The sequence below is a fragment of the Desulfitobacterium metallireducens DSM 15288 genome, assembly GCF_000231405.2.
In the GTDB taxonomy this organism is placed as follows: Bacteria; Bacillota; Desulfitobacteriia; order Desulfitobacteriales; family Desulfitobacteriaceae; genus Desulfitobacterium_A; species Desulfitobacterium_A metallireducens.
Genome location: NZ_CP007032.1, coordinates 597317 through 619522, shown reverse-complemented (window position 1 = coordinate 619522; position 22206 = coordinate 597317). Strand labels below are relative to the sequence as shown.

Annotated in this window: 16 protein-coding genes and 2 riboswitches; of the genes, 9 read left to right on the top strand and 7 right to left on the bottom strand. The window is 44.6% G+C overall.

The features are described 5' to 3' along the window. The first annotated feature begins 250 nt into the window (after positions 1-250). Positions 251-1465, top strand: coding sequence for an IS110 family RNA-guided transposase (locus DESME_RS02975; protein ID WP_006717482.1), 1215 nt, complete (start codon positions 251-253; stop codon positions 1463-1465). A 170-nt stretch (positions 1466-1635) separates the two neighbouring features. Here the strand turns inward: DESME_RS02975 and DESME_RS02970 are convergent, their stop codons facing one another. Then, positions 1636-2175 (bottom strand): GNAT family N-acetyltransferase, encoded by a 540-nt coding sequence (locus DESME_RS02970; RefSeq protein WP_006719031.1) that lies wholly within the window; start codon positions 2173-2175, stop codon positions 1636-1638. A gap of 394 nt (positions 2176-2569) precedes the next feature. On the opposite strand from DESME_RS02970, the gene DESME_RS02965 reads away from it, so the two are divergent. Next, positions 2570-3040, top strand: a complete 471-nt coding sequence (locus DESME_RS02965; protein WP_006719033.1) for an ASCH domain-containing protein — start codon at positions 2570-2572, stop codon at positions 3038-3040. Positions 3041-3352: 312 nt separating this feature from the next. After that, positions 3353-3904 carry a VanZ family protein gene (locus DESME_RS02960; protein ID WP_025248629.1) on the top strand — a complete coding sequence of 184 codons (552 nt, stop codon included), beginning with the start codon at positions 3353-3355 and terminating at the stop codon, positions 3902-3904. Positions 3905-4144: 240 nt separating this feature from the next. Here the strand turns inward: DESME_RS02960 and DESME_RS02955 are convergent, their stop codons facing one another. From DESME_RS02955 to DESME_RS02940, 4 genes are read right to left on the bottom strand one after another with little or no spacing between them, the layout of a single operon-like run. Further along, complete coding sequence (locus DESME_RS02955; RefSeq protein ID WP_006719037.1) at positions 4145-5695, bottom strand: thiamine-phosphate synthase family protein; 1551 nt, start codon at positions 5693-5695, stop codon at positions 4145-4147. 44 nt (positions 5696-5739) lie between these two features. Continuing rightward, complete coding sequence (locus tag DESME_RS02950) at positions 5740-6501, bottom strand: 3-oxoacyl-ACP reductase (protein ID WP_006719038.1); 762 nt, start codon at positions 6499-6501, stop codon at positions 5740-5742. 28 nt (positions 6502-6529) lie between these two features. Next, complete coding sequence (locus tag DESME_RS02945; protein WP_006719041.1) at positions 6530-7981, bottom strand: acyl-CoA reductase; 1452 nt, start codon at positions 7979-7981, stop codon at positions 6530-6532. Between the two features lie 5 nt (positions 7982-7986). Further along, a complete protein-coding gene (locus tag DESME_RS02940) occupies positions 7987-9114 on the bottom strand; it encodes a LuxE/PaaK family acyltransferase (RefSeq protein ID WP_006719043.1) in 1128 nt (375 codons plus the stop codon). A gap of 65 nt (positions 9115-9179) precedes the next feature. After that, a riboswitch (TPP riboswitch) is annotated at positions 9180-9291 on the bottom strand. Positions 9292-9466: 175 nt separating this feature from the next. After that, a riboswitch (TPP riboswitch) is annotated at positions 9467-9580 on the top strand. Positions 9581-9661: 81 nt separating this feature from the next. Between DESME_RS02940 and thiD the strand changes: the two genes are divergently transcribed. The 3 genes from thiD to thiE are packed head-to-tail and all read left to right on the top strand — an operon-like array spanning position 9662 to position 11921. Further along, complete coding sequence (gene thiD / locus DESME_RS02935; RefSeq protein ID WP_006719044.1) at positions 9662-10468, top strand: bifunctional hydroxymethylpyrimidine kinase/phosphomethylpyrimidine kinase; 807 nt, start codon at positions 9662-9664, stop codon at positions 10466-10468. 21 nt (positions 10469-10489) lie between these two features. Continuing rightward, the gene (gene thiM / locus DESME_RS02930; RefSeq protein ID WP_006719045.1) at positions 10490-11302 is read left to right on the top strand and encodes a hydroxyethylthiazole kinase; all 813 of its coding nucleotides are present in this window, start codon (positions 10490-10492) and stop codon (positions 11300-11302) included. Further along, positions 11295-11921, top strand: coding sequence for a thiamine phosphate synthase (thiE, locus tag DESME_RS02925; protein WP_006719046.1), 627 nt, complete (start codon positions 11295-11297; stop codon positions 11919-11921). The genes thiM and thiE overlap by 8 nt, the downstream gene beginning before the upstream one ends. Before the next feature lie 33 nt (positions 11922-11954). Here thiE and DESME_RS02920 read toward each other — a convergent pair whose 3' ends face one another. Further along, complete coding sequence (locus tag DESME_RS02920) at positions 11955-12461, bottom strand: CinA family protein (protein WP_006719047.1); 507 nt, start codon at positions 12459-12461, stop codon at positions 11955-11957. Positions 12462-12714: 253 nt separating this feature from the next. Here DESME_RS02920 and DESME_RS15305 point away from each other — a divergent pair, with 253 nt between their 5' ends. Genes DESME_RS15305 through DESME_RS02905 form a run of 3 tightly spaced genes read left to right on the top strand, consistent with a single transcriptional unit; the run spans position 12715 to position 20388 of the window. After that, positions 12715-13197 (top strand): DUF3794 domain-containing protein, encoded by a 483-nt coding sequence (locus tag DESME_RS15305; protein WP_006719048.1) that lies wholly within the window; start codon positions 12715-12717, stop codon positions 13195-13197. Between the two features lie 17 nt (positions 13198-13214). Next, positions 13215-13703: a hypothetical protein gene (locus DESME_RS02910; protein WP_006719049.1), complete on the top strand. Its 489-nt coding sequence runs from the start codon at positions 13215-13217 to the stop codon at positions 13701-13703. A gap of 31 nt (positions 13704-13734) precedes the next feature. After that, on the top strand, positions 13735-20388 hold the full coding sequence (locus DESME_RS02905) for a DUF7507 domain-containing protein (protein WP_006719050.1): 6654 nt from the start codon (positions 13735-13737) through the stop codon (positions 20386-20388). 94 nt (positions 20389-20482) lie between these two features. On the opposite strand, the gene ltrA is transcribed toward DESME_RS02905, so the two are convergent. Further along, a complete protein-coding gene (gene ltrA / locus DESME_RS02900; protein WP_025248628.1) occupies positions 20483-21892 on the bottom strand; it encodes a group II intron reverse transcriptase/maturase in 1410 nt (469 codons plus the stop codon). Positions 21893-22206 lie beyond the last annotated feature (314 nt).

Below are 22206 nucleotides of genomic sequence, written 5' to 3'. Positions count from 1 at the left end.
TGTTCGTATTATAGGTTCATAACCAGTTCAATCTGGGTATGGACCATTTTTCTTTTATTTTCCTTTATACTTAAAAAAAACTGGGTAAAGAACGTATGCCGTGTTGGGACCTAGATCCCGTCGCATAAAGTGTTCACACCCTCTTTGGCACCAATACTTTGATTGAGCTGGTTGGGCCTTGAGCCCGTATCACAACGCGAACCTAAAGGTGGTTGTTAAAGATGGAACCCGGTAAAAGAGGAGGTTTTTCATGATTGATGTTCCTGTGTTAAGTATTGATATTTCTAAGTCTAAGAGTGTAGCTGCTTTGTTTAAAGGATATCAAGAGTCTGTTTCCAAACCTTTTCCTTTCTTGCATTCTCCGAGTGATATGTCCAGGTTAACAGATAAGCTTATTAAACTTGAAAGTGAAACTGGTAAACGCCCTCATGTAGTTATGGAAGCAACGGGTAACTATTCCAAGCCTATTACCGCTTACTTTCAAGATGCGGGTTATAAAGTGATCGTTCTTAATCCTCTCCAAACTCATGCTGAAAAAAAGAAATCCGTCCGCAAGGTTAAGACTGACCCCATTGATGCGAATCGGATTGCTCAGGTTTATTATTTGAATGAATTTATTGAAGCCAAACCTGTTGAGGATCACATCTTGGAATTGCAGAACCTCTGTCGGCAATATGATAGCTTTAATACACTTTATACTGAAACCCAACTTAAGTTTCGCTCCGTTTTAGATCTTGTTTTTCCTAAGTTTGAATCCGTATTTGCTCACTTATGTAGTCCTACTGCTTTACGAGTTCTTTCTACCTTTCCATCGCCAAAAGCAATTTTATCCGCAGAACGGGAGCAAATTATCGAGTGTCTTAAGCCTGCAAAGAAATCAAGAGACTGGAACGAATTAAAGACCGATGAACTCATATTGGCTGCTAAGGAAAGTTTGCCTTTTAACCGGGCCCAACAGTCAAATATACGGGTTTTAAGGATGTACATTGAACTCCTCCTATCCCAACAAAACATTCTGACTGACATACGGGCTCAAATGGTTTTTTGGGCAAACTTCTCCTCTGATTATCCTCTTCTCCGTTCTATCCCTGGCGTAGGAGAGGCTACAGCCACCACCATTCTTGCTGAAATTGGTGATATTAAAAGATTCCCCAGTGCAAAACAGTTGGTCGCCTTTTCAGGCATTGATCCATCTGTATTTGAATCGGGAAAGTTTAAATCGAGTAATAACAAGATCTCTAAGAGAGGGTCACCCTATCTTAGAAAAGCAATTTATCAAGCCACTGTAGCGGGGATTAGTAACAGGGCTAGCGGTCCCTTAAATCCAATTCTTAGAGACTTTTACCTTCGGAAAATTAATGAAGGTAAACCGGTTAAGGTAGCTATTATTGCCACGGCTAACAAAATGCTCAGGATGATCTATGGGATTTTATCCTCACAGCAGCCTTTTTCAATCTCTAATTAGCAATTCTCTATAGACTTAGATATCCCTTTTATTTACATACCCTTTTTACAAACTTACAACACGTAGGCCAGCTTTGCTATACCTATTTTTCTTGTCAATTACTTTAGAGAAACTTTTACTTGACAGCAATTAGCTGGTTTATATGATGGAATATGCCCCCAGACGCATACTTAAATATACTCTTCAACCAACATCGCAAATAACATGTTATCCCGCCATAACCCTTTTACATATTGAGCTTTAATAAAATGTCCTTCCAACCTCATGCCGGATTTTTTAAGAACCTTGATAGAAGCTACGTTTTCGGGATCACAGGTAGCGATTAGCCGATGTAATTTTAACGTGTTAAACCCGAATCCGATGAGTGCTTTTGCAGTTTCAGTCCCGTAACCAACCTGCCAATAATCCGGGTGAATGAAATATCCGAACTCTGCGGTTCTAAAATCGTTCTGAGTCAAAAGACAATTTCCTATGAGTTGGTTTGACTCCTTCAGAACAATGCCCAGCACAAATATCTTTCTATCGTTATCTTCCTGCATTCCAATTTGTTTGTCGAGAGAATTTCGTGTTGCGGCTAGATTGTTTGGTCCCCAGGTGAGAAACTTCACCACTTCCTTATTAGCCTTTACTCTATGAACAGATTCAAGATCTTCCGACGATAACTCTCTTAACACTAATCTTTGTGTTTCTATTGAATCTATTTGAGCCATGTTTAACACTCCCAAACGACAAAAAGATTTTCCATGATAGTTAAATTAAGGCCCTATTTACACATTCATAGGTTGCATATTCTGTCATATAACGTTTTATTAATGAACCAGGTTCGTATAATCTCCAAATACGGAGGTATTACCGAACAAGGTTCGCAAATTTTTACTTTATATGTCTTCGTCCTACTGGGATAAATATCCTTCTGGGTCCGATAATTAACTATGTTAAACTGCCCGATAATCTAATCACGATTTTCAGCCATTATTTGTTACTATATTTGTATTCTAAACCGAATAAGAGAAAAATTTTTAAACTTCCGGTTATTCTTATACTGAGACGCATTTGTAAGATAAAGCGAACTACCAAAACTATATATAGGGGAGTCGGAACGTGATGCAAGAACATAAATCGATACAAGAAATGTGGGTAAATTATATAAATTTTATTGGCGAGGATATTATTGGTACAGATAAAAAATATACCTCATGGCATTTTTGTGACAATGAAAAAGGCGCCAATGATTTGTCAGAATTAGTAAAAAATGGCATTAAAAGAGCTACTACTGGATTGTATTATTTTTATGAAATAGAGGGGGAAACATTACCTAAAGCTGGAGACCTTAGTATTATTACAGATTGGCAAAGTATTGCCCAGTGTGTTATTGAAACCCAAAAGGTGAACTTGATGCCGTTCAACGAGGTAACTGAGGAATTTGCTAAAATTGAAGGGGAAGGTGACAAGTCACTAAAATTTTGGCGAGAGGTTCATATAAGTGCTTTTAATCGGCAGTTAGAAGAGATTAAAGTGGAATTTAGTGATGAAATGTTAGTAGTGTGTGAGGAATTCGAAATGGTTTACAAGTAATTCACATCATTCTTTTATAGCGAACTAAATGGGACGAAGCTCAAGGGGCCGCCGTCCATGGCGGCCTCTGAGTCTGGGTACGTACGGCATCGGATAACAACACGTTCCCGCCACTTAGAACAGATGAATGCGGTTAAGATGCAGCGGGAACCTTCGGGACGTTATCCGATACCGTACGCAAGAACCGCGCGTCCATTCGCGGATTACGGTGTGTGATTGATAGTGCGCTCTTGTAGAAAAATGTGAACTACCGATTATTTATAAACTAAACGTCAGAGAACAAGCAGGAATAAAATGAAAAATGGAGGTATTATGAATAAACGAGAGCGAATTAAAACAGTCTTTTTATATGGTATTTTTATTTGTTATATACTTTTGTTAATTAAAATATTGTTCTTATCAAGAGTTTCACTTTCTGAGTTGTTTAATAGTCAAAGGACTTTGGTTAGATCAATCAATCTCATTCCTTTTCATAGTATAATGGAATATATATTTAACAACTCTGCCACTATAAAAAAATTCGCTTTTGGTAATGTGGTTGGCAATATAGTTATCTTTATTCCCCTCGGTATATATTTGCCATTATTCAAAAATGATAAAAGAGTAAAAACCAATCTGTTGTTTATATTTATAGTAAGTTTATTTGTTGAAATCATTCAGGGACTTTTAGGCATTGGAGCATCAGACATTGATGATATAATTCTAAATTGTTTGGGTGGATGGATTGGTATTTTAGGGTATAAGTTTTTATTATTTATATTACGAGATGAGGAAAAAGTACATACGGCAATCACAATACTATCTGCTATCGTAGGATTACCCGTTATATTATATTTATTATTCACGGTGAGAATGAGATTCTGAATATCTTTATGCATATTCAAGAAGATACCCTACACAAAAGGAACGTAGAAATTAAGCATAATCTACAGTAAATTTAATGCACAAATATTCATATAATGCGCATAAGAGTATGAATGACCTGTAAAATGGGATAGCCACGATTTGGCGTTTTATGACTTGCCAAGTCGTGGCTATTTTCTTCTAAAAATCTGAGGATTCCAGTGCTAGTAATGTGCTGAAAACTTGAGATTTTTTGTGTTCTTATTTTAGTAAAGTATTCACTTTTAAAACTTTTTCAATCAATTCATCTAAGGTTTCATCGGGAATAAGGATGAGAATCTCCAAATTTATACGATCCGGGATGGTAATCACATCGGGGAGTCGATCGAATTTCTGAAGCATTCCTTCTAGATCCCGGATAAAATCGCCGTCACATTGTCGATACTCAGCGACTGTTGGCATATCGGCTACGGTTAATCCTCCCTCACGACAAGCCTTAAGGATCGCTGGGGTATTTCTCATATTGATGAGACACCGTGTCAGCGGGAAATATTTACGAATACTGAGTAAGGTTTCAGCCATATTTACGGAACCCCCGAGTTCAGGCTGGCCGAGTGTCGTAGTCGTGTTTTTATAGCGGAGTATTCTTCCGGGAATTCCAGCTACTTCGTCAAGAGATTGGCTCTCAGGCGATGCATAGGCAATGTTGGCCCCAATTTCAGGTATCATTCTATAGATATTCTCTTGGCAGAGTTTGTTTACCGCCGTTTCAAGCTCTGTGCACAGCGTGGTTGGAGCTTCAGAGAGTGAACTAAAGAATACATCCCAGAATTTATCAATAGCAGGCGGGATAAGCTCATATTTATTACCTTCATCGAGGATGTAACAGCCTTCTTCTGGAGTCGTCACTTTACCGACTATAGCCGATTCGATTCCTTGCGTCATAAAGGCAGCCCTTAATTCTGCCGTTTTCTCCGGTGCACAGGTCAAAACTAAGGTCCCTTCACTGATGATTTCCAAGGGATTAAGCTTCAAATACTGACAAAGAGCAGCAATATCTTCAGGTACAAATATCTTATCCTGATCAATGAGCATCCCTTTACCCGAAGCTTGAGCAATTTCCCATAAGCCTCTCTTCACGCCGCCTTCAGTAGCGTCATGCATGGCGTGAACCCCACCTACAGTTGCAGCGATATGCGCATCTTTAACCACTGACACTTCTTTAATTCTTGCTGCTGCTTTCTGGACCAGCAAAGGATCGACGACGGTAGACAAAAAATCTTTATGCTCATAACCCAATAAAGCTCCTGCCTCAATCGCGGCACCTTTGGTGATGAGAACATCATCCCCAATTTGAGCCCCCATTGGAGAAATATACTGATCAGCGAGTCCCCAAACGGTAATTCCACCGATGGTAGGGACCACAACAGCACCATAATAACCCGTATGTCCACCCACGATAGAAATTCCTAATTCATGAGCATACTTGCTAATGCTTTTAATCAGTTCTTCAACATAACTTTCTTCAGTCTCTGGAGGGAGAAGTAATGAATACGTCATAAATCGGGGTTCGATCCCCATGACAGCAACATCACTTGCTCCAATATGTACCGTGACGTAGGCGAAATCATCTGCCGACATCGTCATGCTGGGAAAGATGGGATCTTCAGCGACAGCCATATACTGATCGCCGATTTTAAGTATAGCTGCATCTACCCCCATATGAGGTCCAATGATAACTTCGGATTTTGATTCACCCGTAAAAGGCAAAACACTTTTTTGAAAAAAATCATCATTTACTTTTCCGTTCATCAATTTATACCTCCTCTGTTTTTTCTTCGATCAAAATTTTCAATCTAGGTCATCGTTAGTCCGCCATCGACACGAAGGCACTGTCCAGTAATGAACCCGGCCTCCTTCGAAGCCAAGAAAGCAACGGCACCGGCAATATCCTCCGGCAAGGCCAACCGGCCCATCGGCGTTAAACGAATCAAAATTTCCCGGACATCTTCCTGGGTCTCCCGACTTGAGTCCGTAGGATAAGTCAAACCTGGCGCTACACAGTTAACCGTAATTCCAAACGGTCCGAGCTCTTTAGCTAAATTACGGCTATATCCTAAAACAGCTGCCTTCGCCGTCGTATAATCATGGTACGGCACGACCGGAAAATCCATAAGATTTGTGACCATATTAATGATTCGCCCATACCCTTGACGCTTCATCTGGGGCAATACAGCCTTACAGAGGTTAAAGGTTCCTTTAAGGCTACCGTCAATTTGCCCCTGATAATCCTCCCATTCCAACTCCCAAGCCGTCTTGCGCGTCTTAGGATTAAACGTATAATGATGCAACGCATTGTTCACAACAACATCAATCGTTCCTAAATTATCTAAGATAGCCTTAACCATACCGTTGACTTCAGAAGCTTGTGTCACATCGGCCTGCAAGGCTAGGGCATGTCCACCCTCATCTTCAATTTCTTTGACCACCTGTTCTGCTAAATCTTCACTTTTTAGGTAATTAACGATCACCATCGCTTGCTTTTTCCCGAAATTCTTGGCAATCGCTTTGCCAATTCCACGGCTTGCTCCAGTGACTAAAACAACTCTATCTTGCATAGCTTCCCTTCTCTCTGCTGACTAGCATTTAGTAGGCTTCCACATCAGGGTCATAGATTTCCGCTAACTGCTCAACACTGCGTTCAATATCGACAAAGCGAACCAAATCTAACAAATTAAAGCGTCCGTCATGATGCCACCCCGGAACCCCTAACGTCATTTGACCGAGAGCCGTAATCCGCGTTACCCCTTCGCGTGCTAAATGCACTGAGATATCCTCTAAACGGTTAGGACTCACGGCAAGTCCAACCGTTTGTAAATAGTCACGGTAAGGACGTAAGTCGCTTACACACTCCTTGAGTTCATGACACGCATAAACATGAATGGTCCGGTTAAGAGGAGATCCCTCAAACCCAGGTTTACCCTCGTAAATCACCGTCCATTCCGTTCCTCCTGCACTTCCATAAACTTCGATTTCATCATCCTGGAAGGATAGTGCTTCATAACGATTGCGAACTGAACGGATGGCAATCGCTTCTTCGTCCGTCAGTTTAGCCCGAGGTCGGCGCTTTTCGTAATTCTCGAGTTCAGCGGCGAGTAACTGAGCAAATTGCCTCACGCTAATCGCCCCACCTTCTTCAACCCAGACGGCTTGGGGCGATAAACAGCTTTGCTGATCATAAACCATCACATCATGAGCTAACCGGTGAACCGTGTCTTGGTAGCGATCAGCCGTTAACGCCTCCTTACCGATCGCGGCAAAACTCACCTTATGTCCGTAACCCAATACCGGAATATTCTTAGTAACCTTCTTACGAAGCTTCTGGACCGTCTCACTCGAACCATAAACAATAACCGCATCAACCGACTTAAGCACCGGCTCTTCTAAATCAGCCGTGCCCCCTTTCCACGGAAGAATCGCGAAGCAATTCGCCAATTCCCGATCAACCTGAGCTAAGCTTTGAGCAAAAAGCACGGGCAACAAAGGTTCCGCCGAAGAAGATTTCCCGATCCCTCCGGATTTAAGCAAAAGCCCCATGATTATGCTCCAAAGGGGCAGACCCGGGACATTTCCAGAGAAAACATGAAAAATCAGCTCTGGTCCATATACCCGGCTCATCCCCCCTGTTTTTCGAGGCCGAAAGCCATCCAGTAAGCTCGGATTATCGAACTCTTCATCTAAAAAACGATAAATATCCTTTTTTCGAAATCCACGCATGTAGCGTTTTAATTCTAAGCGAATTGTTTCCCCATCATACCCTGTCAGAGGAGGAAGCACATGTTCAGCAATTTTACGCAACGGATAATCTGGGTTTAGCCAAAGTTGAACTGCTTGATCAATCCGTTCAATAATTTGATCCGTCGTTAAATTGACTAAATATGCGTTACGATGCTTAATCACCTCAGCACAAACTTCAGCTACAATTCCTCCATTTAATTCAGGAAATTGAAGCGTATACCCACCGTACCGTCGTTCCTGATAAGCGTCAAATGTAAGGCCTTCAGGGACAAAATAAGCCGGAATTAACTGGTGTTCCATATTCCTCACTTCCTCTGCTCAGCGATCAACTGATCAACCGCAATCGAACACCCGCGGGGCTCAGCCCCCTTCGATCTCCCGAGCAAAACAAAACCGTCTGGAGTTTTGTATCCCATATCCTCTGTTAAAACAGCTAAACACGAATTCCAATTGGCTAAGTCATAATGAGCCAGCAAACCTATTTCACCATCAGGAACAGCTTCCAGCGTGTCCGGATCTAAAACCTGGATTTGGGTCCAGGCTGGCCCGATTTTATCATAAATGACCTGACCCCCAGAGAGATACGTTTCAATTGTGCGATCATACATTTGTGAACAGAGCTCCGTCATTCCGTACATATTGATACAGAGCTCCCGTGGAACGTCAAAGAACGCTTTGAACCATTCATATAATTCATCCGTCATCACTTCACGTGCTTGCCCTTTTAAGCCGCCTGTATCAAACACCCGACTTCCTTTCGGCAATTGGAACTTCTCCCCTTGCTCCTGACAATAATCGATGAAATGAACATAAGCAAAAGTCGCGCCCAGCAGTAAAACGGGTTCCTGCTCTGCGACGCTTTGTTTAAGCGCAGCAACTAAGGTTGGCATATCAAACCCGATGTCTTGATGGAAGAAAAGCTGACTTCCCTCACTGCCCAATTCCTTAAACGCTCGAGATAGATATCGCGACAAGGAAGAGTTTTGATTTACATCATCGCCCGGGGACAATACTAAAATCCTCATTTTCTCCCGATCCGGAAGAACATAATTTTTAAAAGGAAAAATCATCGATGCATCCCAGACCTTAAAAGTGGGATGATAATTACGCCCCTTTTTTTCCGGATTGGTACTGCCACTCGTCATGAAAACAGGAATCGTCTCGTCGATAGGTTCACACGCTAAAGTAGACTCCTTGAACATCTGATAAGAAATCGGGGGAATATCCTGCCACCTCTTCACGGTTAGGGGTAACTTGCGACGAAGCTGACAATATTTTCTATAGACGGGATTCCATTGATATTGAAATTGAAAAAGTTTGAGAGCTAAAGCATTAAAATCGTCACTAATCTCCGGAGAGTTACTCGCTTTATTTTTAAACTTCTCGATATAGTCAAAAATGTCTTCAACCATTTTTTCTGAGTCTACCCTCATCAAATTCTACTTCCTTCTGTTAAAAATTAATAATAAAAACCGTTCATTAGAAAATGAGCGGTTTTTTACTCCAATATTACTGTCCCTCCGCTGGCATTATCCAGATCAGGTATCACGGTCGGCAGTGGTCTCAACTGCCCTCTCAGCTCAATTCCTTAAGCTCCCTCTATTTAGTTACATTCTTCTTACAGAACTACTTCATAATAAGTAAAGATTAGCACGATTATAGGAAACGTTCAAGTTCTCATCCGAATGTCCCTATCTTTTTCCCTGTTATCGATCTTTCCAGCTTCCAGTCCTTACCTTGACTTTTAACGGATTACGTGCTATTTTTTAACCAATATCTAACCTCATAGTTAGGCAGGGGAGCTGGAAAAGGCCGGCTGAGATTTAGACCTGATGAAGTCTAAGACCCTTTGAACCTGATCTGGATAATCCCAGCGTAGGTGAGCAATACTCTGTAACAAGAAGAGCGCAGCCCTACCTGGAGTTGTGCTCTTTTTATATGTTTAAATCATTCGTTTTTATCCCTAAGGAGGATTTTGTCATGAAAAACGTTTTAACCATCGCGGGCTCTGATAGTAGTGGGGGTGCCGGAATTCAGGCTGATTTGAAGACTTTCTCCGCTCATGGTGTTTTCGGAATGAGTGTGATCACTGCTGTCACTGCTCAAAATACCCAAGGCGTGTTTGCGGTTCAGGATATTGATCCTGATATTATCGCTAAACAAATCGATGCTATCTTTGATGATATCTCTGTCGATGCCGTTAAAATTGGGATGGTTTCTCAAATTCCCACCATTAAGATCATCGCGGAAAAGTTAAGAGAGTATGCTCCGGAAAAACTCGTCGTCGATCCAGTCATGGTCTCCAAAAGTGGTTACCACCTTTTAAATCCCGACGCTGAGCTAACTTTAATTCAGGAATTATTACCCCTCGCTACAGTTGTTACCCCGAATATTCCTGAGGCCGAAGTAATGTCCCACCGTTCCATTCATACCCTTGAAGAAATGAAGGATGCTGCAAAAGCGATTTTCCAGATGGGTGCTAAAAACGTCTTGCTTAAAGGCGGTCACCTTGAAAACGACTCCACGGATATCCTTTTCACTGGAAAAGAATTCATTCCTTTCTCATCTGCCCGAATTAACACCAAAAATACGCATGGAACAGGGTGCACCTTGTCTTCCGCAATCGCCTCAAATCTTGCTCGCGGAATGAGTATCGAGCAAGCGATTGCCCAAGCGAAGGAGTATATTACGATCGCGATTGAGCATTCGTTAGCCATCGGCAAAGGCGTCGGACCAACGCATCATTTTTATAGCCTGTATCAGAAGGCTGGACTTTTGAACGATTAGAATTAGCTTGGAGGTTTATTCATGAACATACAAGAGAAATTAACGGCTGCTTTATCCGCCGTAAAAGAGAAAAGCCCACTTGTCCATCACCTCACGAATTATGTTACCGTCAATGACTGCGCTAACATTACCATCGCGATTGGTGCCTCTCCGGTTATGGCGGATGAGCTATCTGAAGTAGAGGAAATGGTGAGCATTGCTTCTGCCTTGGTTCTCAATATAGGTACTTTGAATTCCCGAACGATCGAAAGTATGCTCGCTGCTGGGAAAAAGGCGAAATCGCTGGGCATCCCCATTATTCTTGATCCTGTAGGCGTTGGAGCTACGACTCTGCGCACAAAGACAGCGCAACGAATCATTGAAGAAGTACAACCCACCGTCATTCGCGGTAATATGTCAGAAATCAAAGTGCTAGCCGGTCTTGATGTTAAAACAAAAGGCGTTGATTCTGTCGCAAGTGAAGAAAATGCTGAAATCATTACGAAGAAACTGGCTACTGAATGGAATTGCATTATTGCGATCACCGGTAAAACAGATATCGTATCCAATGGTAAGCAAGTTTGCCGAATCGACAACGGCCACCGCATGTTGTCCGATGTTTCCGGGACGGGCTGTATGTCTACTTCCCTCATCGGTTCTTACTGTGGTGCAAATCAAGATTATCTAACCGCAACTGTTGCCGGAATCGCCTCCATGGGGCTTGCCGGTGAGCTTGCTCAGCAATCGCTTACCCCAGATGAGGGAATTGGTACGTTTAAAATCCATCTCTTAGATAAAATCTATAATCTGACCCCTGAAAGTTTAGCGAAAGGGTGTAAAGTGACCTGTGAATAAATCAGATGTCGATTATCGTTTATATCTTGTCACCGACCGTGAAACTCTAAAAGGTCGTGACTTATGCCAATCCATTGAACACGCGATTCTTGGCGGAGTAACGCTCGTCCAACTCCGGGAAAAATCCGTTTCCACTCGGGAATTCCTAGAACTTGCCCTAGCCGTCAAAGGAATCACAACCCGTCATGGAATTCCCCTGATCATCAATGATCGTCTGGATATCGCTTTAGCGATTGATGCTGATGGGCTTCATATCGGCCAGGATGACCTTCCGATGCCCCTAGCTCGGAAATTATTCGGTCCTGACAAAATCATCGGGGTCTCTGCTGGTACCCTAGAAGAATCGCTTCTTGCAGAGAAACAAGGGGCTGATTATCTTGGTGTGGGTGCGATGGTGGCAACCCCCACTAAACCAGAAGCTAAAATCGTCACCTTTGACGAATTAAAACAAATCAAAAAATCCGTCCATATCCCTGTTGTGGCTATTGGCGGTATCCACGAATGGAATGCCCGCGAAACCATGTCCTCAGGAATTGACGGAATTTCTGTAGTCTCCGCTATTTTAGCTCAGGACGATATCAAAAGCGCAGCTCAACAACTCTTAAAAGTCATCTGCTAAAACGTGCAAGCCTCCGGATGCGGAGGCTTTGCTCTATTTAAGCGGATTTAAAAGAGCCTTATATATGGATTCAACAACATCCAGCACTCTTTTTAGTACGATTTCAGCAACATATTGTTTTTGCTGAGGCCTCTCCATAATAGGCACATTTATTTTACCCGCTAATGCTTGCTCAGCATGAAATACGACTGAAAAAAAGACAACCCCGGGGACGCTGTCGTTATTATGGGGATCAACATTGGAAAAAGTACCCGTCACGCCAATGCTTAAATCTGCCCCTGTATTCTTCACACCTGCTTTGGCCATCGCTTCTGCACACTCGCTGCTATAAACGCCGTATTCTTCAATAATCTCTTCAGGAACACCGATAGCCCGCTTTTGATGATTCGAGTAGGTAACATATCCCCCCGGAGTGATATCCGATGCCCCTTCAGCATCTGTAATTGCGGAAATGATAGATCCTCCGGTGCAACTCTCTACGGTCGTTATGGTTAAAGATAACTTTTTAAGTAACTCTACAAGTCTTTCTGCACTCTCCACGATTTTGCCTCCTAATTTAGTCCTCAGTGAACATTCTCCTGTTTCAATTTAACTCCCTACTCTCTAATCGGTCAACCCATCATCACACCCCAAGCCCCGTTCTCGACATATCTTGTCTGAGAATGGGGCTGCTTTTTTTAGCCAATATTTTGTTGCCATATTTTGGTGGCATCAATCGAATTCTAGCATACGATGAAATGTACAAGTGTTTATTCTTTCAAAGCATAAAGCATATAGAGGGGAGGTCTCTATTATGGTAAGCACCTTAAAAGGCTTAATAGAGTATGAGGGGACGGCTCAGCAACTACCAAAATTCTCCGATCCACTAGCAGCCCTCAAGGAGCTTAATGTTGAGGAAATAGTCGATATCCCACCTACTAAACCAGATATCGAGTTAATCCTTAAAGTCAAGTCAGAACTGGTGATTCTCAGCACTAAAGTGATAAAAACACCGATTGGCAAGTCCTTGGAAAATCAAACCCTAACCGGTTGGAAATTAATTGTCGAAGGCGAACTCCGACAAGTGGTCCTGTATGTTGCCGACGAACGATGTCAAAGTATCCATGGCGCTCATTTCAACGTTCCTTTTAGTACCTTTATTGTTTTGCCTCCCGATTTTGATGAGACTCAGTGCCTTACGGTAGAGGGCTATATTGAAGACATTTATGCCGAACAGATCGGCACACGGAAAATCTTCAAAAACATCACCCTCTTACTTGTCGCCCAAATTAGCTAAAAAGGAGGTGCCCTAGAATGCCTAGTACCGTAATAACGAACGGCACAGCTCAACAATTACCCGAAAACCCACAGTATTTCACCCAATTTTCAATTCCAGAAATATTAACGATTCCTGAACAAAAGCCCGACATGGAGCAATTGGTATCCGTGACAGTTAAACCAGAAATTGTTGCCTTTCACCTGATTGACACACCTTGCATTAAGTCCTACGAAGGGCAGCTATTAAGCGGCAAAAAACTCATTATCGAGCTTAACCTTAAAGAAATCATAACCTATGTCGCCGACAAACCCAGCCAAAGCACGCATGCAGCCCATTTCGAGAAAACTTTAAAGAGTGTTTTTGTCATTGTTCCTAAAGAAGTAAATGGAACACCTGTTGAGAACTTGTTAAAGCAAAAGAAACTGGTTGTTACCCCCTATATCGAAGATATCTTCGCAATGCAGAGGGATGAGAGAACTGTTTTCAAAAATATTACCCTGTTAATTGATGTGACTTTTTGTTAATTAAATAAACTAGATAGAAAGGAGCGTCATAATGGCTATAGAAAATTTTGGCGTTGGTACGCTGATTATTCCCATGGACACAGCCTACCAGAATTTAGGCATGTATAGGGCCTACGGGCTAGTATACAGATTACTTTCCAACGAAATTCCCGTCAAATGGGCTATTCAGTCCGGAAAGCCCTTTAACGGCACCGACTTTACAACCTCAGCAACAGACTTTCAATCGGGAACGATTATAACGAGCCATAACTATTCAGGCGGCCCCTTCATTATCGATTCAGCCTTTGCCGCTGCGGCAGCGCCCTTCATCACTGCCTGGCAGGTAGCAAACCCCAATGTGAAGGTACACGTTGCCACTGCCCCCTTCAGCGCAGATATTGCAGCTACGATGCAAAGGGCTCCAAGAATTGCGGTAGAAGCAGCTAACAGCGGCATAGTAACGACCTATTTGAATGCAGCCGGCATACCGGATTCCAATGGTAACCTCTGGAGTGCTGCTTCGCCCGGTGTTCTTTCCGAAACAGAAATTGCCGCCGGAGCACTCTTTGGCTTTGACCTGACTGCCTGTAGAAGAAATGCCTATGATATACTAATCTCCCCTCATACCGGTACAGGAGTATGGGATGACCCGGGACTCAAATTAGAATTAAATGACTGGCTGCGCCAGGGTGGTTTCCTCCATGCCATGTGTGCATCGATACCATCCATCGAAAATGAAGCAGGTCCCTTCTTAACCCAGTCTGGTATTCCGGAAACAGACACAAATAAGGGGGATACTGGCACCTTTACGGTTGATATACCTGACTTCCCAACGGTTCAGGCTGTAAACACCACTGCTCCACAGGGACTTCCCGGCGGAAGCTTCCAGACCGTTTATCACAATACTCCGGGGCTGGTGTATAATTCACAGACACAAATTATTGCCCACTTCATTGAGACAAAGACAGGAAAACAGTACGACTTTATCATGGCAGGACCCTATAAAAACGGAGCCGGTGCAGGCAAGATTGTCTATGAGGGAGGTCATCAGTATACAAATAGTCTCCCTTATACCGGTAGCATGGAAAATATGTATACCCGGTTTGTGCTTGATGATGTGTTCTTCGCCGTTGGAAAACCTTTAATGTATCTTGAATTTACAACACCTAACCCCAATAATGAACTGTTTGTAGGCCAACCCAATACCATCACCTTTAAAGTTGTAAACCAAGGGGCAAGTCCGGCACTCAGTACAGGTTTCTCAGTAACCCTTGCACCGGGGATGACCTACAACAATGATGCAACGATTCCGCCTACGAGTATCGTTGGCCAAACCCTGACCTGGAGTCCTGCAGCCTTGGGCAACGTGCCTCCGGGAACGGTATTAACCTTTACTGCCAACTATACACCGACAGGAGTGGGCACTGTTCAGCTGGCAACGTTTTCGACCTCCTTCGGAGATGAGCAAAACGAAAACTTTAACCTTAATAACCAATGCGTAAAAGCCACAGTAGTAACTCAGGAAAGACCAATCCTTAATGTAGTAAAAGAAGTGGACAAAAACTTTGCAACCTATGGAGATACCCTGACCTATACAGTCACTATAACCAATAACGGTAACATTACGGCCACGAATGTCGTTTTCGTAGACCCCATCCCTGCCGGAACAACCTTCGTACCGAACAGTGTGACCGTCGTAGTTCCTCCTGGACTTCCAGTCCCGGTTCCCGGGGATCCGAGTGTCGGAATCCCACTGCCTAATATTCCGCCTGCACCAGCTCCTGGAAGTACGGTTGTAGTCACCTTCCAGGTCACGGTGAATACGATGGCAACTCCGCAGGATGTGGTCAATCAGGCATTTGTTAACTTCCAGTATACCGTGGATGGTACGACCTTTAGTGGCACTGCCCAAAGTAATATTGTAACAACAGTGATAAGAATTGGTCAGATTACACTGGTAAAATCCACGGATAAGAGTGTTGTCGCTGTAGGGGATATCATAACCTACACGGTCGATGTAACCAATACCGGTAATACTGTAGATTTCAATACCACCTTCTTTGATAACCCGCCTGCAGGAACAAACTTTATCCCAGGCACCGTTTTTGTCAATGGAGTGAACCAGCCCGGAGCTAGCCCGATTGCTGGCATACCTCTTGGAGATTTATCCGTATCCACTCCGGATTCCCCCAATGTAACAACGGTAAGCTTCCAAGTTCAAGTCACTTCGATCCCGGTTCCTCCTACGCTAACCAACACGGCCAATGCGACCTTTCTCTGGCGTGTTAACCCTGCGGATCAGCCAAACATTCCAGGAAGCGGCACAAGTAACCCTGTCGTAACTCAGGTTGTCAATCCAGAAATCACAATCGTCAAGAGTTCGGATATCGCTTTCGCCAATATTGGGGACGTCATCACCTATACTGCAGTCGTAACGAACAGCGGAGATGTAACGGCGAACAACGTAATTTTCACCGATAATCCTCCTCCTGGAACAGCTTTTGTACCGGGAAGCGTTACAGTCAACGGTAATCCGAACCCGGGCAACCCAAGTGTAGGTATTCCGCTTGGAAACATGGCTCCGGGCGCATCCATTACCGTGACCTTCCAGGTTACTGCAACTTCCGTACCGTCACCTAACCCGACGACCAATACCGCAACCGCGAGTGGTTCCTTCGTCATAGAGCCTACGGAACCTCCGAGAACGCTCAACTTTGAAAGCAATCCGGTTAATGTAACGATTGAGCAGACCGGAACAACAGTTATAAAAAGTGTGGATAAAGCCTTTGCCGAGGTTGGGGAAACCCTAACCTATACCGTTGTCGTAACCAATACAGGTACAGTCCCTGCAAACAATGGTGTGCTTACGGATGTCGTGCCAAACGGAACCACCTTCATTCCGGGAACGGTTACCATTGATGGCGCACCAAGCGGAGCTAACCCAAATGCAGGTATCCCGCTTCCCAATATTCCACCAGGCGGGTCTGTCACCGTAACCTTCCAGGTCACTCTAGACACGATCCCGACACCTAACCCGGCTGTAAACACTGCCACGTTTGCTGCAGATTATCCTGTAAACCCGCAGAACCCGATTGACCTGTCCTTCGAAAGCAATCCTGTTACTACAAGGGCGGAAATCGCACAGGTCGATGTGGTTAAGAGCGTAGATAATGCCTTTGCCGAAGTGGGAGATATATTGACCTATACGCTGACCATGACCAACGTGGGTACGGTTCCGGCTAACAACGCGGTGCTTACCGACATCGTACCGAATGGAACAACCTTCGTACCAGGCACGGTTACCATTAATGGTGTTCCAAGCGGTGCAAACCCTGCTGTCGGGGTACCCGTAGGCACGATCCCGGTTGGCGGAACAGTAACGGTAACTTTCCAGGCTCAAGTGACAAGCACACCGGTTCCTAACCCTGCCGTTAATATAGGAACTCTAACTGCCCAGTACCCTGTTAACCCTCAGAGCCCTATCACCAAAGAATTCCCCAGCAACCCAGTGACCACTCAGGTAGAGACCGCTGGAGTGAATGTTGTAAAAACGGTGAATAGAGCAGTTGCAGAGATCGGGGACGTTTTAACCTATATCACAACCATCACAAACCCCGGTACCGTCCCTGCAACCAATGTCGTGTTCACTGATGTTACACCAAACGGCATTAACTTCGTACCAGGAACGGTCACAGTGAATGGTTTCCCAACGGCCGGTAACCCCGCAGCAGGCATACCGCTTGCAGATATCCCGGTTGGCGGAAGCACCACCGTAACCTTCCAGGCAACCGTTGATGCAATTCCGGTTCCGAATCCGGCAGAGAATGTTTCAGTGATCCAGGCTTTGTACCCTGTCAATCCTCAGAGCCCGACACCGAAAACCACCGAAAGTAATCCTGCCCCGACACAGGTCGTCATTGCAGCCCTTAATATCCAAAAGAGTGCTAACCCACAATTCGTCGAGGTCGGAGATACTGTAACTTTCACGTCCGTTATCTCTAATACAGGAACAGTTCCTGCAACGAATGTAGTGTTTAACGATATTGTGCCAAACGGCTTCGCCTTTGTTCCAGGAAGCGTAACAATCAACGGCGCTCCGAGTGGAGGAAACCCGGCAGTAGGCGTTCCAGTTCCGGATATCCCGGTAGGTGGATCCGTAACGGTAACCTTTGATGCCACTGTAACCTTTATCCCTGTTCCGAACCCGGCTACCAATCTATCCACTGTGGATGCTCGTTTCCAAATCGAGCCAGGTCAGCCCCCGGTTTTAAGAAACTTTGTTAGTAACCCCGTAGACATTAAGGTGGAAACTGCGGCGGTAGATGTTGCCAAGAGTGTCGATAAGCCCTTTGTTGAGGTCGGGGACATTGTCACCTATACCGTCATCATGACAAATACCGGCACCGTCCCAGCCAACAATGCCTTGCTTACCGATGTCGTGCCCAACGGAACTACCTTTGTCCCGGGCAGTGTGACCATTAATGGTGTTCCAAGCGGCAGCAATCCTGCAGTAGGTATCCCTGTAGGCACGATCCCTGTAGGCGGGTTTACCACGGTGACCTTCCAGGTTCAAGTCACTTCCCTGCCTGTGCCTAACCCAACCAATAATATGGCAACGCTTGTGGCAGCTTTCCCGGTTAACCCAGGTCTTCCACCAGTGATCAAAAACTTTGAAAGCAACAATGTACAGTTTCAGGTTGAAGTCGCCGAAGTCACCGCAGTCAAAACAGCAAATAAACAATTTATTGAAGTTGGGGATACGGTCACCTACACCGTCGTCGTCACCAATACGGGGACTGTTACCGCACAAAATGTTAACTTTATCGATACCATTCCACCGGAGACCACCTTTGTTCCGGGTAGTGTATTGGTCGATGGAGTACCCCAACCAGGGGCTAACCCTCTCACAGGGGTAAGTTTAGGAAATATCCTCCCGGGAGGCTCCAAGACGGTCAGCTTTGTAGTAACGGTAGACAGTCTCCCACCGAACCAAATCATAACCAACACTGGTTTAGTTCAATTTGACGTCAGAATTGATCCAAATGGTCCACTCCTTCCCAGAGAAACGCCAACCAACCCTGTTGAAACTACGGTTGAGGTTGCAGATATTAACGTCGTAAAAACCGCAGATAAAGAGTTCGTAGAGGTTGGAGATACAGTCACCTATACCGTCGTCGTCACCAATACAGGCACGGTAACGGTTGACAATGTCATCTTTACCGATACCCCACCGGTTGGCACTACGTTTATCCCAAATAGCTTAAGAGTTAATGGCGTGGTTCAACCCGGAGCCAATCCAAGTGCAGGCGTTAATATAGGAAGCATTCCACCCGGAGGCTCAAAAACAGTTAGCTTCAGAGTGACCGTCGATGTTCTCCCACCTGGAGGACAGATCACAAACACGGCTAATGTTCAGTTTGAGTTTAGAATCAATCCGGCTGGGCCAACCCAAACGAGAACCAAACCGAGTAATCCAGTAACCACGAATGTCGAACTGGTTCAGCTGCAAGTGATTAAAGATGTTGACAAAACTGTAGCCGTCGTCGGTGATACCCTCACCTATACCGTAAGTATTGCCAACACGGGAACGGTCACCGCGATGAACGTTGTGTTCACCGATGAGATCCCGAATGGCACCTCCTTCGTGGCAAACAGTGTCCTCGTCAATGGAGTCGCTCAACCGGGTGCAAACCCTGAAGCAGGTATTCCGATCGGTGATATTCCCCCTGGAGGATTTGCAACAGTAGTCTTCAGCGTCGTCGTTGAAGAACGCCCTGAACCCCCTGAAGTCGTCAACGTGGCCGTTATCGACTTTGATGTTCAGATTATCCCTGGTGGACCAATCAGTCATAGAACCCAAGAAAGCGAACCGGTTGTTACTCGAATCGAGCGTGTCGAGCTAACTGCGGTCAAAACAGCGGACAAATCTGCAGTTCAAGTTGGGGATACCCTCTGCTATACCGTTGCCGTAACCAATACGGGTACCGTCCCCGTTGAAAACGTTATTTTCAAAGACCAGATCCCCGCGGGAACAACACTGGTAGCTAACAGCGTAACGGTCAATGGTGTGCCAAAGCCCGGAGCAAATCCAGCTGTTGGTTTTTCCATCGGCACGATTCAGCCGGAACAAACCCTTACCGTAAAATTCTGTGTAAAAATAGACTCAATGCCTTGCCCGCCTGAACTAATCAATAGTGCGGTTATCCCCTTTAACTATAGGCTTGAACCGACTAGTCCGGTAGTGACCGGAAGCATTACGAGCAATGAAGTATTAACTGATGTTGGATTACGACCCTTTAAACAGCTTAGCGTGGATGAAAACCTCACCATTCCGCCGCAAAAACCGGATATTGAAACACTGCTTAGCGTCATGGTGGATGTTGAAATCACCTCGACAACGATTACAAAAACCCCGGTTGTCACTTCCTACGAAGGACAACAGCTTACGGGTTGGAAACTGATCGTTGAAGGCAAGCTCATCCAAAAAATCACGTATATTGCCGATAATGAACGACAGTCAGTGCATGCGGCGCATTTTGAAGTCCCCTTCAGCACCTTCTTGGTACTCCCCCCAGATTTCAACACGTGCCAGCATATAAGGGTTATAGGCATTATTGAAGATGTCTTCAGCCAAGTCGTCGACCCGAGGACGATTTTCAAAAATGTAACCTTAAGAATTGAAGGTATCCTGAACTGCGATTGTTAAGCAATCGGGTAGGAGGCTGACCATTATTTGGTCAGCCGACCTCCCACAGCACCGTACGTACCGTTCGGTATACGGCGCTTCCAAAGTTTACGCGTTACTTCGCAGAATAACATTCACTAAAACTGAGATATCCAATCCGTTCGAAACGCTTATTGGATAAGGCTTTTGTCAAAATCGGGCTATGGGCAGTACGCCAATAGCCTTTTCTTGTGTTTGCCCACATCCACGCTTGTTCCTCTTGTATACCTACTTTCTTGAGGTTTTCAAATCGCGTTCGGGTTCTCTTCCATCGCTTCCAGGTAACCATCCGTATGCGACTTCTTAGCCACTCATCCAGTGTCTTAAGTAGATTTCTAGCGTCGGCCAGTTTAAAGTAGTTCGTCCAGCCTCGCACTATCTGGTTGAGTTTTGTTCTCCGTTCTTCGATTCCCATCCCGTTGCTCCGTCCAGTCACTTCTCGGATTTTATCTTTGAGTTTCTGGATGCTTTTAGGATGGATTCTCAGTCGCCCAAATCCTCTGTAGATGTAAAAGCTATATCCCAAATACTTTACATAGTTTACGTGCGAGATCTTAGTTTTCTCCCTGTTTACCTTGAGAAATAACTTCCCTTCGATGAACGGAAGTATATGGTCAAGCGCACGCTTTGCTGCTTTCTTGCTTTTGCAAAAAATCATCATATCGTCTGCATAACGCACAAATCTATGCCCTCGCTTTTCCAACTCGTGGTCACATTCATTGAGCATAATGTTTCCAAGTAAGGGACTAAGGGGTCCGCCTTGCGGTACGCCCTCGGGGCTTTCCTCAAACAAACCATCCACCATAACTCCTGCTCTTAGGAATTTGTGGATGAGTGAGATGACTCGCCCGTCTTTTATTGTCTCAGACAGAATTTGAATCAGTTTGCTCTGGTTGACCGTATCAAAGTATTTCTCTAAGTCCATGTCTACTACATATTTGTATCCTTCTGTAATATGACCCTGGCATTTCAACAGTGCATCATGAGCACTGCGGTTCGGTCGGAATCCAAAACTGTTGTTTGAGAACTGCTCTTCAAAGATGGGGCTCAGGACTTGAGTAATCGCTTGTTGGATTAACCGGTCTACGACTGTTGGTATTCCCAGTTTTCTAGTCTTTCCGTTCTCTTTGGGTATCTCTACCCTCCGTACGGGTTTTGGACGGTATTTACCGTCCCAGAGGGATTGCAAAAGTTCATTCTTGTGCTCTTTCAGGAAGGGTAGAAGTTCATCCACCTGCATACCATCGATTCCACCTGCGCCTTTATTTCTCTTCACCTGTTTGTAAGCTCGGTTTAGGTTTTCGACGCTAAGAATTTGCTTAAGCAAGCCTTCTGTCTGCTTGTTCGTGTTGGTGTTGTCGGTTTCAGTCATCTTAGGTGGCGCGCACACTTCCGCATACTCTCTCTGTTCCGCAGATACCCTTTGCAGATAGTCTTCGAATCGAAGTTGTCTGTGTTTTGAATTACCACTTTCAGTAACTTTCATTGACCCACACCTCCTTTGGTTCAACCCTTCCGTCGGTGTCTAGACCACCTCTGTACTATGGCTTCAGCTGACTCCTCACGATAAATCTTGTTTCAACCAGGTTTCTTACTCTGTTTCCACCTGTCCGTGAGGCCTCCCACGGTAAGACGATTCACTTTCGTTCCATGTACCCGCAGCATTTACGCTAACGTATCCGTGTAGCTTTTGGGCTTCAGCTTGAATGGCAGCCTTACCCCACGTTTTGCGCCTGATACTGTTCGTGTTCCTCGGGTCGGAGCTTTGCCGCCGGCTTCCTTCAGATTCCACCTCACGAT

What these genes read in the sequence shown, in the direction of transcription:
- DESME_RS02975 (WP_006717482.1), top strand. Translation starts at nt 251, where the DNA reads ATGATTGATGTTCCTGTGTTAAGTATTGATATTTCTAAGTCTAAGAGT.
- DESME_RS02970 (WP_006719031.1), bottom strand. Translation starts at nt 2,175, where the DNA reads ATGGCTCAAATAGATTCAATAGAAACACAAAGATTAGTGTTAAGAGAG.
- DESME_RS02965 (WP_006719033.1), top strand. Translation starts at nt 2,570, where the DNA reads ATGCAAGAACATAAATCGATACAAGAAATGTGGGTAAATTATATAAAT.
- DESME_RS02960 (WP_025248629.1), top strand. Translation starts at nt 3,353, where the DNA reads ATGAATAAACGAGAGCGAATTAAAACAGTCTTTTTATATGGTATTTTT.
- DESME_RS02955 (WP_006719037.1), bottom strand. Translation starts at nt 5,695, where the DNA reads ATGAACGGAAAAGTAAATGATGATTTTTTTCAAAAAAGTGTTTTGCCT.
- DESME_RS02950 (WP_006719038.1), bottom strand. Translation starts at nt 6,501, where the DNA reads ATGCAAGATAGAGTTGTTTTAGTCACTGGAGCAAGCCGTGGAATTGGC.
- DESME_RS02945 (WP_006719041.1), bottom strand. Translation starts at nt 7,981, where the DNA reads ATGGAACACCAGTTAATTCCGGCTTATTTTGTCCCTGAAGGCCTTACA.
- DESME_RS02940 (WP_006719043.1), bottom strand. Translation starts at nt 9,114, where the DNA reads ATGAGGGTAGACTCAGAAAAAATGGTTGAAGACATTTTTGACTATATC.
- thiD (WP_006719044.1), top strand. Translation starts at nt 9,662, where the DNA reads ATGAAAAACGTTTTAACCATCGCGGGCTCTGATAGTAGTGGGGGTGCC.
- thiM (WP_006719045.1), top strand. Translation starts at nt 10,490, where the DNA reads ATGAACATACAAGAGAAATTAACGGCTGCTTTATCCGCCGTAAAAGAG.
- DESME_RS15305 (WP_006719048.1), top strand. Translation starts at nt 12,715, where the DNA reads ATGGTAAGCACCTTAAAAGGCTTAATAGAGTATGAGGGGACGGCTCAG.
- DESME_RS02910 (WP_006719049.1), top strand. Translation starts at nt 13,215, where the DNA reads ATGCCTAGTACCGTAATAACGAACGGCACAGCTCAACAATTACCCGAA.
- DESME_RS02905 (WP_006719050.1), top strand. Translation starts at nt 13,735, where the DNA reads ATGGCTATAGAAAATTTTGGCGTTGGTACGCTGATTATTCCCATGGAC.
- ltrA (WP_025248628.1), bottom strand. Translation starts at nt 21,892, where the DNA reads ATGAAAGTTACTGAAAGTGGTAATTCAAAACACAGACAACTTCGATTC.